The organism is Pantoea sp. R13S299 (assembly GCF_048515925.1).
In the GTDB taxonomy this organism is placed as follows: Bacteria; Pseudomonadota; Gammaproteobacteria; order Enterobacterales; family Enterobacteriaceae; genus Pantoea.
In genome coordinates this window covers 211,632-224,296 of the sequence record NZ_JBLYEF010000002.1, presented here as the reverse complement: position 1 = coordinate 224,296, position 12,665 = coordinate 211,632, and the positions used below count along the sequence as shown (strand labels likewise).

At 58.5% G+C, this 12,665-nt stretch carries 13 protein-coding genes; 7 read left to right on the top strand and 6 right to left on the bottom strand.

Going from position 1 to position 12,665, the window contains the following annotated elements:
* Positions 1-25 precede the first annotated feature (25 nt).
* Positions 26-2,398, bottom strand: coding sequence for a beta-N-acetylhexosaminidase (locus ACN1CO_RS12055; protein WP_419139145.1), 2,373 nt, complete (start codon positions 2,396-2,398; stop codon positions 26-28).
* Positions 2,399-2,646: 248 nt separating this feature from the next.
* On the opposite strand from ACN1CO_RS12055, the gene nrdD reads away from it, so the two are divergent.
* Entirely contained in the window at positions 2,647-4,785 is a 2,139-nt protein-coding gene (gene nrdD, locus ACN1CO_RS12050) for an anaerobic ribonucleoside-triphosphate reductase (RefSeq protein WP_419139144.1), read from the top strand.
* Positions 4,782-5,249 carry an anaerobic ribonucleoside-triphosphate reductase-activating protein gene (nrdG, locus tag ACN1CO_RS12045; protein ID WP_136196840.1) on the top strand — a complete coding sequence of 156 codons (468 nt, stop codon included), beginning with the start codon at positions 4,782-4,784 and terminating at the stop codon, positions 5,247-5,249. The genes nrdD and nrdG overlap by 4 nt, the downstream gene beginning before the upstream one ends.
* Here the strand turns inward: nrdG and ACN1CO_RS12040 are convergent.
* The gene (locus ACN1CO_RS12040) at positions 5,241-5,876 is read right to left on the bottom strand and encodes an NAD-dependent epimerase/dehydratase family protein (RefSeq protein WP_419139143.1); all 636 of its coding nucleotides are present in this window, start codon (positions 5,874-5,876) and stop codon (positions 5,241-5,243) included. The genes nrdG and ACN1CO_RS12040 overlap by 9 nt on opposite strands.
* Positions 5,877-6,023: 147 nt before the next feature.
* On the opposite strand from ACN1CO_RS12040, the gene ACN1CO_RS12035 reads away from it, so the two are divergent.
* On the top strand, positions 6,024-6,545 hold the full coding sequence (locus tag ACN1CO_RS12035; RefSeq protein WP_136196842.1) for a type 1 glutamine amidotransferase domain-containing protein: 522 nt from the start codon (positions 6,024-6,026) through the stop codon (positions 6,543-6,545).
* A gap of 35 nt (positions 6,546-6,580) precedes the next feature.
* Here ACN1CO_RS12035 and ACN1CO_RS12030 read toward each other — a convergent pair whose 3' ends face one another.
* Positions 6,581-7,009, bottom strand: a complete 429-nt coding sequence (locus ACN1CO_RS12030; protein ID WP_419139142.1) for a YhbP family protein — start codon at positions 7,007-7,009, stop codon at positions 6,581-6,583.
* Positions 7,010-7,084: 75 nt separating this feature from the next.
* On the opposite strand from ACN1CO_RS12030, the gene ACN1CO_RS12025 reads away from it, so the two are divergent.
* The gene (locus ACN1CO_RS12025; RefSeq protein ID WP_175501489.1) at positions 7,085-7,378 is read left to right on the top strand and encodes a GIY-YIG nuclease family protein; all 294 of its coding nucleotides are present in this window, start codon (positions 7,085-7,087) and stop codon (positions 7,376-7,378) included.
* On the opposite strand, the gene ACN1CO_RS12020 is transcribed toward ACN1CO_RS12025, so the two are convergent.
* Both ACN1CO_RS12020 and ubiT read right to left on the bottom strand, forming a co-directional pair.
* Entirely contained in the window at positions 7,362-7,868 is a 507-nt protein-coding gene (locus ACN1CO_RS12020) for a GNAT family N-acetyltransferase (protein ID WP_419139141.1), read from the bottom strand. The genes ACN1CO_RS12025 and ACN1CO_RS12020 overlap by 17 nt on opposite strands.
* Entirely contained in the window at positions 7,862-8,392 is a 531-nt protein-coding gene (ubiT, locus tag ACN1CO_RS12015) for a ubiquinone anaerobic biosynthesis accessory factor UbiT (protein WP_419139140.1), read from the bottom strand. The genes ACN1CO_RS12020 and ubiT overlap by 7 nt, the downstream gene beginning before the upstream one ends.
* A gap of 198 nt (positions 8,393-8,590) precedes the next feature.
* Here ubiT and ubiU point away from each other — a divergent pair, with 198 nt between their 5' ends.
* The 3 genes from ubiU (at position 8,591) to ACN1CO_RS12000 (ending at position 11,605) form a co-directional block, all read left to right on the top strand.
* Positions 8,591-9,586, top strand: a complete 996-nt coding sequence (ubiU, locus tag ACN1CO_RS12010; protein WP_419139139.1) for a ubiquinone anaerobic biosynthesis protein UbiU — start codon at positions 8,591-8,593, stop codon at positions 9,584-9,586.
* A gap of 9 nt (positions 9,587-9,595) precedes the next feature.
* Positions 9,596-10,474, top strand: a complete 879-nt coding sequence (locus ACN1CO_RS12005) for a U32 family peptidase (RefSeq protein WP_419139506.1) — start codon at positions 9,596-9,598, stop codon at positions 10,472-10,474.
* Between the two features lie 120 nt (positions 10,475-10,594).
* Positions 10,595-11,605, top strand: a complete 1,011-nt coding sequence (locus ACN1CO_RS12000) for a luciferase-like monooxygenase (protein WP_419139138.1) — start codon at positions 10,595-10,597, stop codon at positions 11,603-11,605.
* On the opposite strand, the gene ACN1CO_RS11995 is transcribed toward ACN1CO_RS12000, so the two are convergent.
* The gene (locus tag ACN1CO_RS11995; RefSeq protein WP_419139137.1) at positions 11,606-12,526 is read right to left on the bottom strand and encodes an AraC family transcriptional regulator; all 921 of its coding nucleotides are present in this window, start codon (positions 12,524-12,526) and stop codon (positions 11,606-11,608) included.
* Between the last annotated feature and the right edge of the window lie 139 nt (positions 12,527-12,665).

Below are 12,665 nucleotides of genomic sequence, written 5' to 3'. Positions count from 1 at the left end.
TGGCCGGTTCAGCCGGCCACCGCGGTTACTGAAAGGCGTGCAGTAGCGTCTCCAGCGGCCTGACCAGCGCTATCACCGTTTCATCCTGCACCTCTGCGGCGGCATCCAGTGTCGCATGCATCTCCGCCACTTCACTGGCACCAAACGCCTGATTACGCACGTAAGCATTCACCAGCGCGAGGCCCATGGCGCTCAGCACCTCAATCTGCTGCACGCTGTGTGCCAGCGGCTTTAGCGTCGCGCTGTCGTTAATGAGCGGCAGCACTGTAATGGTGTTGGCCTGCCAGCGCTGCAGCGGCGCGCGAACCGCTGCGGCGGCAGCCGGATTATTACGATTGGCGATTAATACCGCGACCTGCTGCTCCAGCTGACGCACCGCCTCACTCTCTGCGGGCAGCACATCGGCCAGCCGGTTTAACGGCTCCTGGTAATTGTAATGCCCGGCCTGAAACTTCAGATGCTGGCGCGTGTAATACTGCGCCGGTTCCAGCACCTCGGCCAGCACCTGAAGGGGGGCGATATCGTGTCCGCCGGCCAGCCGTATCATCTGCTGCTCCGTCTGAGCATGTTGCAGCGTTCCCACGGACACGGTACTCCAGCGATCCATCGCCGCCAGCCGCGAATACATCGAATCAATGTTGGTGACATTTTCTGCCGACCATAACCGCTCGGCCACCACAAAGGCGCGCGGCCACAATTTAGTATCAATGATCTGGCTGTTGATGTTTTCCGCCCACAGCGCCGCCTCACCACCCAGCAAATTTTGCTGTACCTGTTCTGGCGTGGGGAGCGCGGGTGCGATGCCCGCTGGCGGCTGCATCAGACGCTGCCCGCTGGCGGGATAACGCACGTTGCCCACCCGCACATAGCCTTTGAGAGACGACTGCTGCAGCGTGAACACCGGCTGGAACGGCCCCATCCAGCTATCCACGCTGAACTGCACCTGCTGCGTCGAAAGCCAGTTGATGTCGCTGACCATCCGCCGGGCTTTGCCGTCGAAGTCGATAAAACCGCGCCAGCCCGGCTCGCCCTGAATCAGCGTAAAGCTGCCCTTCACCGGTCTGCCTTTCAGCCGCGGCATTGTGAATGACCAGCTCTGCGCCTGATCGCCGGGCCGCAGACGATCCAGGCCGTTAAGCCCGCGCGGTGTGACCTCGTTGCGGTAGTGATAGCTGGCAGGCTGGGGCTGATCGAGGTAGAAACCGGTGGAGAGGATGCCGCGGTAGTTCTCTTTTGCCAGCGCACTCAGCGCATCCTGACCCTGCCACGACTGGATCAGAATGCTGCGCGGCAGATCGGGATGAGCGATCTCATCCCAGCCCACCATCTGACGCTGATGGGCTTCGAGGATCTTCTCCACCCGCTGATTGAAGTACGCCTGCAGCGCATGCACATCTTTCAGATCGTGCTCGCGCATAAACTGCTGAATCGCAGGTGAGTTGTTCCACTGTGTCGGATCGACCTCATCGCCGCCGATGTGGAGCCAGGGATCGGGGAAGATCGCCGCCATCTCCCCCACCAGCGTATCGATCACCTGATAAACCTGTTCGTTGCTGGGATCGAGCAGCGGTTTAAAGACGCCCCAGCCGCGCTCCATCTGATAGGGACCTGCTGCGCTAATCAGTTCCGGCATCGCCACCGCCAGCGCGGAAGCATGACCCGGCATATCCAGCTCGGGCACCACCCGCACCCCGCGATCGGTGGCATATTTCACGATCTCCCGCATCTGCTGCTGGCTGTAGTAGTTGCCATCGCTGGCTTTCTGCTGCAACTGGGGATAGTGGCTGGAGGCGAAGCGCCAGCCCTGATCGTCGGTGAGATGCCAGTGAAAGACGTTCATTCGTGCGGCGGCGATGCCGTCGATCTGGCGTTTAAGGGTTTCCACCGGCATGAAGTGGCGTGCCGTGTCGATCAGCACACCGCGCCACGGAAATCGCGGATGATCGTGGATGGTGACGTAAGGGATCGTCGTGCCCTGTGCGCCGTTCTGGATCAGCTGCAGCAGCGTTTCCATGCCGCGCATCGCGCCAAAACGGCTGGGTGCGGTTAACAGCACGCCATTGCCATCGACCTGCAACTGATAGCGCTCATCGCTATCGGGCAGCGGCAGCGGATCCACCGCCTTCGCAATCACGATGCGGATAGTCGGTGCAGCCACCTGCTGGGTTGCGGGCAGCAGCGGCCAGCCGGTCTGGTTGCTGATGCGCTCCAGCCAGCGTGCTTCGGCACCCGCCAGATGGTCACCTGAAATTTGCAGCGTCAGCTGCGGCGTCAGGGTGAGCGCGCCGACACTGACAGGCTGCTCCACCTGTTGCGGCCAGGGCATCAGCGGTAACGGGCTGGCCTGGGCGAGCGGGAATAGGGCCGAAAGCAGGAGCAGAGAACGGGGTAACCACATTGGCGGGCATCCTTGTAACGTCAACGTTTAACAGGGCAGAACTTTGATTAAAGTTGCTGCACACCGATCCGCCAGTAAATCCCGCCGGAAACCTGAACCCGAACCCGATTTTTTACATCAGTAGGAATTTTCTGCCGGGTTGAGGCTTCCTTGCTTCAGGTCAAATCAGAGCGTAATAATTCGCAGCAATCACTACATGTAGGGAATAGAATCCTTCCGACCCCTATATGTAGTTCATGGAGAGAGAAATGGCGACGGTGGTAATCAAGCGTGATGGATGCCGGACAGGCTTTGATGCGCAGCGTATCGGGCAGGCTGTAGCAGCAGCGGCACGGGCAGCAGAGGTCGACGATGCGGCCTGGTGCGCGCAGGTCGCTGAGCGCGTTGCCTTGCAACTGGCCGAGCGTCCGGAGGTGGATATCCGTGAGATTCAGTGTGCGGTAGAAGAGACGCTGATGGCGGGTCCCTATCCACAGCTGGCCCGCGCCTATATTGAATACCGCCACGATCGCGATGTCGCCCGCGATCGTCAGAGCCAGTTACATCACGCCATTCGCGGTCTGGTCGATCAGACCAACGCGGCGCTGCTGAATGAGAATGCCAACAAAGACAGTAAAGTGATCCCGACGCAGCGCGACCTGCTGGCCGGGATCGTGGCGAAGCACTACGCACAGCAGCAGATCCTGCCGCGCGATGTGGTGCTGGCGCACGAGCGCGGCGAGATCCACTATCACGATCTCGACTACTCCCCTTTCTTCCCGATGTTCAACTGCATGCTGATCGATCTCAAAGGCATGCTGACCAACGGCTTCAAAATGGGCAATGCTGAGATCGAGCCGCCTAAATCGATCGCCACCGCCACCGCGGTGACGGCGCAGATCATCGCTCAGGTCGCCAGCCACATTTATGGCGGCACCACCATTAACCGCATTGATGAAGTGCTGGCCCCGTTTGTTGAGCAGAGCTATACCCGGCATCTGGCGATCGCTGAGCAGTGGCAGATCCCGCAGGCAGAGCAGTATGCGCGCCAGCGGACGGAGAAAGAGTGCTACGACGCGTTTCAGTCGCTGGAGTATGAGGTGAACACTCTGCACACCGCTAACGGCCAGACGCCGTTTGTCACCTTTGGTTTCGGACTGGGGACAGACTGGGCGGCGCGGCTGATTCAGCAGTCGATTCTGCGCAACCGGCTGGCGGGGCTGGGGAAAAATCGCAAAACAGCGGTGTTTCCAAAACTGGTGTTCAGCATTCGTGAGGGCGTTAACCGCCGGGCGGGCGACATTAACTACGACATCAAGCAACTGGCGCTGGAGTGTGCCAGCAAACGGATGTATCCCGACATCCTCAACTACGATCAGGTGGTAAAAGTCACCGGTTCATTTAAAACGCCGATGGGCTGCCGCAGCTTCCTGGGCGTTTATGAAGAAAACGGCGAGCAGATTCATGAGGGCCGCAACAATATCGGCGTGATCAGCCTGAACCTGCCGCGCATCGCGCTGGAAGCGGGTGGCGATGAAGCACGCTTCTGGACGCTGCTCGATGCGCGCCTGCTGCTGGCTAAGCGGGCGCTGATGACGCGGGTCGCGCGGCTGGAGAAGACCAAAGCACGCGTCGCGCCCATCCTCTATATGGAAGGTGCCTGTGGCGTCCGCCTGAATGCGGATGATGAAGTCGGTCCAATTTTCCGTAATGGCCGCGCATCGCTGTCGCTGGGCTATATCGGCCTGCATGAAACCCTGAATGCGCTTAGCGGCGGTCATCAGCATCCTTACGATGACGCGGCACTGCGCGCCAAAGGCGTAGAGATTATCGCCTACCTGCGCGATGCCACCGAACGCTGGAAAGAGGAAACAAGCTACGGCTTCAGCCTTTACAGCACGCCGAGCGAGAATCTGTGCGACCGCTTCTGCCGTCTTGATGCGGCGCAGTTTGGTCTGGTGCCGGGCGTCACTGACAAGGGTTATTACACCAACAGCTTCCATCTCGACGTGGAGAAGAAGGTGAATCCCTACGACAAAATCGACTTTGAAGCGCCCTATCCGCCGCTGGCGAATGGCGGATTCATCTGTTATGGCGAATACCCTAATGTGCAGCACAATCTCAAAGCGCTGGAAGATGTCTGGGACTACAGCTACGACCGCGTGCCCTATTACGGCACCAATACGCCGATTGATGAGTGCTATGAGTGCGGCTTCAACGGTGAGTTCACCTGTACCAGCCGGGGCTTCACCTGCCCGAACTGTGGCAATCACGATCCGGCGCGCGTCTCTGTCACCCGACGGGTCTGTGGCTATCTGGGCAGCCCGGATGCGCGGCCTTTTAACGCCGGTAAGCAGCAGGAAGTGCAGCGTCGGGTGAAACATCTGGCAGAAGGTCCGCTGGGATGATGCATATCCATCGCTACTATGATGTGGATATCGTTAATGGTCCCGGCACCCGCTGCACGCTGTTTGTCGCCGGTTGCGAACATCAGTGTCGCGGCTGTTATAACCAGAGCACCTGGCGGCTCGACTCCGGCGTACCCTTTACGCTTGAGATGGAGGAGCAGCTGCTGGCAGATTTGCAGGATACGCGCATTCCGCGCCAGGGATTGTCGCTGAGCGGTGGCGATCCGCTGCACCCGCATAACGTGCCGCACATCCGCCGTCTGGTGAAACGGGTGCGGCAGGCGTGTCCCGATAAAGATATCTGGCTGTGGACCGGTTACCGGATGCAGGAGCTGAATGCGGCGCAGCGCGCGGTGCTGATCTATCTCGACGTACTGATCGATGGTCGCTTTGTCGAAGAGGAGAAGGATGCCACGCTGCAATGGCGCGGCAGCCGTAATCAGATTATCTGGCAGTTACGCTGAGTGACGCGGGATGTCGCCCGACTCAATGATATTGACGCTTTCACCTCCCGGAGTAAAAGCCTGCTCATGCAGGCAGCGTGCCACGTCGCGCGCATGCACCGCCCGCCAGTTGCCCGGCAGCAGCGAGAACAGTGGTCCCGCCAGGCTTTCACCACCGCGCTTCTGCGCACGATCGCCCAGCAGCAGTGAGGGCCGCACCAGCGTCAGGCGCGGCCAGCCCTGATGGCGCAGCGCATTCTCCATCTCGCCTTTGACGCGATTGTACAAAAACGGTGAGTGGCGATTAGCGCCGTGTGCGCTGACCACCAGCATCTGCTTCGCCCCCAGACGTAATCCGCATAATCCGCTGTCCACCACCAGGGTGTAATCGACGTGGATGAAAGCCTGTTTGCTGCCCGCCTGCTTACGCGTGGTGCCGAGGCAGCAGAACACCGTATCCAGCGAACTTTCCAGCGGCCCCAGCACATCCGTGAGATCGGCTTCTACCGGATTCACCACCTTGTGCATCACAGGCAGTGGCCGGCGGGTGGGTGCGATAATTTCATCGACGCGCTCATCCTCAATCAGTAAGCGCAGCAGATGCGACCCGACTAAGCCGGTGGCACCGGTCAGTAATACGCGATTCATCTCAGATTCGTCCTTATTTCACTGCTTATAGCTTAAAAGATAGCTGATCTTAGCGGGCTGGCTTGCGTTCTCACTCTCAGCGACCAGGCTTACAGCGTTATCCGGATAGCGCGTCTCGCGCTCCACTCGTTTTAAGGAGGAAAAAAAATGAGCAAGAAAGTTGCGGTTTTGATTACCGATGAATTTGAAGACTCAGAATTTACCTCACCTGCGGAAGTTTACAAACGCGCTGGTTTTGAGGTGGTTACCATCGAAAAACAGGCCGGTAATGTCGTTAAAGGCAAGAAAGGCGAAGCGGAAGTGACCATCGATCGCAGCATTGATGATGTCAGCCCGGCGGAATTTGACGCCCTGCTGCTGCCAGGCGGTCATTCACCTGACTCACTGCGCGGCGACGATCGTTTCGTAGCCTTTACCAAAGAGTTTGTCGCCAGCGGCAAACCGATCTTTGCCATCTGCCACGGGCCACAGCTTCTGATTAGCGCGAATGGTGTGCGCGGTCGCAAGATGACCACCGTGAAGGCCGTTGCCATTGACCTGATCAATGCCGGTGCTGACTTCCATGATAAGGAAGTAGTGGTAGACGGCGATAAGCTGGTGACCAGCCGCACCCCGGCCGATTTACCGGCCTTTAATCGTGAATCCCTGCGGATCCTCGAAGCGCTGTAAACCCGCTGCGCCCTTTTCAGCTGAAAGGGGCGCTTTTATTCCTCCCGCAGCCAGCCAATTTTCCTGCCAAACCCCAGCGCATTATCCGTCATCTTCACCTCATCCAGCACAATCTCCCACAGCGGTGCCGACACTTTGCGTGAGACCGGAAAACGTTTCTGGTAAGCGGCTCTGGCAATCTGTTCTGTGGCCTCCTCCAGCCTTTTGATCCGGCCACGATACTGCACGCCTTTAATCAGCAGTACGCTTCTGGGCTGGCCATTAACGGTGCCCGCAATTTGCGGATTCTGTACCATTAATTCGCCGTGGCGAGTATCAGGTTCGGTCATGATCCAGAAGACCATACGCGTCTCATCAAAGACGTAGTAGCAGTTAGCGCACCACAGTTGATCGTCGGCGGTACAGCAGAGTGAAAGCACATGCTGCTTTCTGAGGTAGCGAACCAGATGGGCGTGATCGGACAAGATAAACTCCTGGCGGTGCACCAGGGCGTGAAGCGCGCTACACTGCCCGGCACCTTTTTTTGGGAAATGATTGCGATGAGTCAGCAGTGGCAACTCTACATCGTCCGGACGGCGAAAGGGAGCCTGTACACCGGCATCACCACCGATGTGGAGCGTCGGGTCGCTCAACACCAGAGCGGACGCGGTGCCCGCGCGCTGCGCGGCAAAGGTCCGCTGGATCTGGTGTTTCACTGTGAAGCGGGCGATCGCGCCAGCGCCTCCAGACTGGAGTATCAGGTTAAGCAACTGACCCGCCAGCAGAAGTTATTGCTGGTGGCGGGTCAGCCGATCAGTCTGGAGAGCTGGCTGGGTATTACGGCTGGCGATTAAAGGGTTCAGCGAAGTCGATCTGCCCTTCCACGCCTTCATAGGCGTTATCCGCCAGACGGTAAACCTGGAACGTTGCCTCTGTTCCCGGCCAGCGGCTGCGCAGGCCGTAGCGTGCCGCCGGTTCAAAACCAAAACGGCTGAACAGCGCCGGATCGCCCAGCACCACGACCGCGCTGTAGCCAAATTCATTGAGCGTATCCAGCCCCTCATAAATCAGCTTGCTGGCCAGACCCTGACCGCGCAGCGTCTCATCGACGGCCAATGGTGCCAGCGCCACCCAGCCGCGATCTTCACCCTGAACGCTGACCGGACTGAATGCGGCATAACCCAGCACCTGTCCTTCCTCATCCGTGGCGACCACGCCTAACGTCAGCAGGCCATCTTCACGCAGCGCCTGAGTCAGTTCCGCCTCGGCGGATGTTCTGAAGCAGCGTCTGAGCAGTGCGTCGATGCCCGCAGCATCTACACCAATTTCGCTACGGATCAACATGCAGCACCCGCGCGTGCCTGTGTGGCTTTCGCGTCCTGTTTCATGCCGGCGTCGACAAATGCCGCCATCTGTTCAATTGCCGTGCGTAACGCGGTGGGCATAGCCTCGGGTTCAATAGCATCCATTACGTTCTTCACCTCAAGTCCCAGTTCTGTGTCACCTTCAATCACCAGACGGCGTTGAAAGAACAGCATGTCGGGATCTGCTTTACGTGCTGCCACCAGCAACAGATCATTGGCATTGCCCCGAAACCAGACATCCGCTTCGGGCTGTTGCAATACCGCCAGTCGGCCGTCCTGCAGCGTGGTGATCCATTGCAGATTGAGATCGGCAATCTCGATACCCAGCAGGCGACCGTCCAGAAAGTCTAACTCACCTTCAGCCAAAGCATGGCGAAATTGCCAGTTTAAGAGTTGTTGCAGAAGCAACTTTTTGACCGGGAATGGGGTAAGCGCTGCGGGTAACCCTAAGATTTTTGGACCGTTTTTCACACAATGGGCATGTATCCGCTCTAACACTTTCATCACTCCCTTCAGAAAATTTTACGTATATTGCCATATCCTTTTCGGCGCGCCTCCTCTGAGATCAATAAAAACCGCTGCTGTTAAGGGAAAAAAAGCGCCGCCAGGGCAGATGAACTGGAATTTCTCTGCCCCAAATCAACATGCTCGCCGGACCAGATGCCTAGACTCGACGCCCATCGCATGTTGAGAGGAACACCTATGGAACTGCTCTGCCCGGCAGGAAATTTACCCGCAGTGCGCACCGCCGTAGAGAATGGCGCGGATGCGGTCTATGTGGGGCTGAAAGATGACACCAATGCCCGTCACTTTGCCGGCCTGAACTTCACCGATAAAAAGCTGGCTGAAGCGGCGCGCTATCTGCATCAGCATCGCCGCAAACTGCATGTGGCGATCAACACGTTTGCCCATCCGGATGGCATGGGACGCTGGCAGCGTGCGATTGATGTGGCGGCACAAAACGGCGCCGACGCACTGATCCTGGCCGACATCGCCACGCTGGAGTATGCCGCGAAGCACTATCCACAGGTTGAGCGTCATCTCTCTGTCCAGGCCTCGGCGACTAATCTGGAGGCGATTCGCTTTTACCATCGCCACTTCAATCTGCAGCGCGTCGTGCTGCCGCGCGTGCTGTCGATTCATCAGGTTAAACAGCTGGCGCGCAGCACACCGGTGCCGCTGGAGGTATTCGCCTTTGGCAGTCTGTGCATTATGGCAGAAGGCCGCTGTTACCTCTCTTCCTGGCTGACCGGCGAATCACCTAACAGCGCGGGCGCCTGCTCCCCGGCAAAATTTGTACGCTGGCAGCAGACGCCGCAGGGCATGGAGTCGCGTCTTAATGAAGTGCTGATTGATCGCTACGCGCCCGATGAAAGCGCAGGTTACCCGACGCTATGCAAAGGACGGTATGAGGTTAACGATCAGCGTTATCACGTGCTGGAAGAACCCACCAGCCTCAACACTCTGGAACTGCTGCCGGAGCTGCTGCGGGCAGGCATCGCCTCAGTGAAAATCGAAGGCCGCCAGCGCAGTCCCGCCTATGTCGCTGATGTGGCGCGCGTCTGGCGTCAGGCGATCGATCGCTGCAAAGCGCAGCCGGAACAGTTTGAAGTCGCGCCGCAGTGGATGCAGACGCTGGGCGATCTCTCCGAAGGCACGCAAACCACGCTGGGTGCTTATCACCGTGAATGGCAATAAGGAGTCATGATGCAATATGCCCTTGGGCCGGTGCTCTGGTACTGGCCGACCGAGACGCTGGAAGATTTCTACCAGCAGGCCGCCCGCAGTAGCGCAGATATTATCTATCTGGGTGAAGCGGTGTGCAGTAAACGCCGCGCCACGCCCTATGCGCGCTGGATGGATCTGGCCCGTGAAGTCGCGGCCAGCGGCAAACAGGTGGTGCTGAGTACGCTGGCGCTGCTGCAGTCACCCTCTGAGCTGAAAGAGCTGCAGCGTTACGTTGAGAACGGCGAGTTTCTGATTGAAGCCAATGATATCGGTACGGTCAACATGGCCGCTGAACGCCATCTGCCTTTTGTCGCCGGTCCGACACTGAATGTTTATAACGCCGACACGCTGCAGCTGCTGGTCAGAGAGGGCATGACGCGCTGGTGTATGCCGGTAGAGATGTCCCGTGACTGGCTGCTACAGCTGCTGGATCAGTGCGAGACGCGGGGCATCCGCCAGCAGTTTGAGGTGGAGGTGCTGGGCTACGGTCATCTGCCGCTGGCGCTCTCGGCGCGCTGCTTCACCGCCCGCTCGGAAAACCGCGCGAAAGATGAGTGCGAAACCTGCTGCATCAGCTATCCGACAGGCCGTCGCGTTAATTCCCAGGAAGGACAGCAGGTGTTCGTCCTCAATGGCATTCAGACCATGAGCGGCTACTGTTATAACCTGGGTAACGATCTGGCGGGCATGCGCGATCAGGTCGATTGCGTCCGGCTCTCGCCGCAGGATGTGACAACGCTGGCAGAGATCGACCGTTTCCGGGCTAATGAAAACGGTCAGGCACCGTTAATGGTCGCGAAAGGCAGCGATTGTAACGGTTACTGGCGCAAACTGGCGGGTATGACGCTGGTCTCCTGAGTAAAAGCACATACCGGCTATATTCCTGCACAGGTTAGCAGTTTTAATAGAAGGAATGATGCGTAATACTTAATGGCGCAGGCTTTCACTTAATGCCTGCGCCATTCAACGGGAGTAGTCATGTCTGAGAAAAAACCTCTTCGCCTGTCCGTACTGGATCTTGCGCCGATTCCACAGGGCGCGACCGCACGGGATGCGTTCCACAATTCACTGGCGCTGGCGCGTCAGGCTGAAAAACTGGGCTTCGAACGCTACTGGCTGGCTGAACATCACAACATGACAGGGATTGCCAGTGCTGCGACGTCGGTGCTGATTGGCTATCTGGCGGCGAATACCGAGACCCTCAAGCTGGGCTCCGGCGGCATTATGCTGCCTAACCATGCGCCGCTGGTGATCGGTGAGCAGTTTGGCACGCTGGCCTCTCTCTATCCCGGCCGTATCGACCTCGGCTTAGGCCGTGCGCCAGGTTCGGACCAGCGCACCATGATGGCGCTGCGCCGTCATCAGGCCAACATGCACATCGACACGTTCCCTGAGGATGTGGCTGAACTGATTCACTGGTTCGACGCGGACGCGGATGCGCAGCTGCCTGTGCAACCGGTGCCCGGTCTGGGCCTGAAGATCCCGGTTTGGCTGCTCGGCTCCAGTCTTTACAGCGCTCAGCTGTCAGCAAAAATGGGCCTGCCGTTTGCGTTTGCCTCCCATTTTGCGCCTGACCAGCTGTTCCAGGCGCTTCACGTCTACCGCGAGAACTTCCAGCCATCGGCGCGTCTCGACAAGCCTTATGCCATGGTCTGTATTAACGTGGTCGCCGCCGACAATGAGCGTGATGCGCGCTTCCTGTTTACCTCGCAGCAGCAGCAGTTTATTAACCTGCGCCGTGGCAAACCGGGTCCGTTACCGGCACCGGTTGAAAACATGGATAACCTCTGGTCGCCGTCAGAGCAATATGGCGTTCAGCAGGCGCTCAGCATGTCGCTGGTCGGCGATACCGACAAGGTGCGTCATGGCCTGGCCTCACTGATGCGTGAAACCCAGGCGGATGAAATTATGGTCAATGGCCAGATTTTTGACCGCGAAGCGCGCCTGCGCTCGTTTGCTATTGCGATGGAAGCCGCAAATAGCCTGTAATCAGTTTTGCGGTGGGCGGATACTATCCGGGCTCACCGCCAGCTGACGACTATCCCTGGCCGGAAATTGCCCATACAGGCGGCGATACTCGCGGCTGAACTGTGATGCGCTCTGATATCCCACCCGATAGCCTGCCGTTCCCGCATCCAGCTTTTCCACCATCATCAGCCGTCGCGCCTCATTCAGTCGCAGTTGTTTCTGGTATTGCATCGGCGTCATGGCCGTGACGGCTTTGAAGTGATGATGCAGCGAAGAGATACTCATGCCGACACTGCTGGCGAGCTGATCGATCTTCAGCGGCTGATGAAAATTCTCCCGCAGCCAGCGGGCAGCCTGCGCCACCCGGTTGCCCGGCCGCTCAGACAGTGCCATGTTCAGGATGCGTGAGCCTTCCGGCCCGGTCAGCAGCCGGTAGAAAATCTCCTGCTCGATGAGTGGAGCCAGAGCCTCAATATCTTCCGGATGGTCAAGCAGGCGCACCAGCCGAACGACCGCATCCATCAACAAAGGTGAGACCTTATGCACGGTGACACCACGTTCATCAGGGGCTATCCCCAGCGGCAGCGCCGGAGGAAACTGTTCAAGGTAGCGTCGCAGCCGGGATTCATTGATGGCAATACCCACGCCAAGATTCGGCTTTTCCGGCGTGGCGGCGGTAACACAGGCGCGCACCGGCATATCCAGCGTTACCAGCAGCAGGTCACCCGGCCCATAGTGCAGCACCTCATCACCGATATGCAGTGCCTTACCGCCCTGCGCCACCAGCGCAAAACTGGCCCATTGAGCAAAGTGCATCGGCTCAGTCGGGGCTGAAACCCGGCCAAAAAACAGGCAATCTATGGCACTGGCATGCCGGCCATCCTCCGGAGCATGACGGGCAATTAACTCTGCCAGCGCCTGCCACTTGTCATTCTCTGCCACTCTGCTCTCCCCCTGCCGCTCTCTGTGCTGATATTACCTGACGTCAGACGGAATGCCTGTCCCGTTACGGCACTTTTGCAGGATTGTGCAAAAAGCTTGCAGGATTGCGCTACCCGTTTTTCGGTGCCAGCGCGCATAG

Coding starts and splice junctions, on each gene's coding strand:
- ACN1CO_RS12055 (WP_419139145.1), bottom strand. CDS start 2,398: ATGTGGTTACCCCGTTCTCTGCTCCTGCTTTCGGCCCTATTCCCGCTC.
- nrdD (WP_419139144.1), top strand. CDS start 2,647: ATGGCGACGGTGGTAATCAAGCGTGATGGATGCCGGACAGGCTTTGAT.
- nrdG (WP_136196840.1), top strand. CDS start 4,782: ATGATGCATATCCATCGCTACTATGATGTGGATATCGTTAATGGTCCC.
- ACN1CO_RS12040 (WP_419139143.1), bottom strand. CDS start 5,876: ATGAATCGCGTATTACTGACCGGTGCCACCGGCTTAGTCGGGTCGCAT.
- ACN1CO_RS12035 (WP_136196842.1), top strand. CDS start 6,024: ATGAGCAAGAAAGTTGCGGTTTTGATTACCGATGAATTTGAAGACTCA.
- ACN1CO_RS12025 (WP_175501489.1), top strand. CDS start 7,085: ATGAGTCAGCAGTGGCAACTCTACATCGTCCGGACGGCGAAAGGGAGC.
- ACN1CO_RS12020 (WP_419139141.1), bottom strand. CDS start 7,868: ATGTTGATCCGTAGCGAAATTGGTGTAGATGCTGCGGGCATCGACGCA.
- ubiT (WP_419139140.1), bottom strand. CDS start 8,392: ATGAAAGTGTTAGAGCGGATACATGCCCATTGTGTGAAAAACGGTCCA.
- ubiU (WP_419139139.1), top strand. CDS start 8,591: ATGGAACTGCTCTGCCCGGCAGGAAATTTACCCGCAGTGCGCACCGCC.
- ACN1CO_RS12005 (WP_419139506.1), top strand. CDS start 9,596: ATGCAATATGCCCTTGGGCCGGTGCTCTGGTACTGGCCGACCGAGACG.
- ACN1CO_RS12000 (WP_419139138.1), top strand. CDS start 10,595: ATGTCTGAGAAAAAACCTCTTCGCCTGTCCGTACTGGATCTTGCGCCG.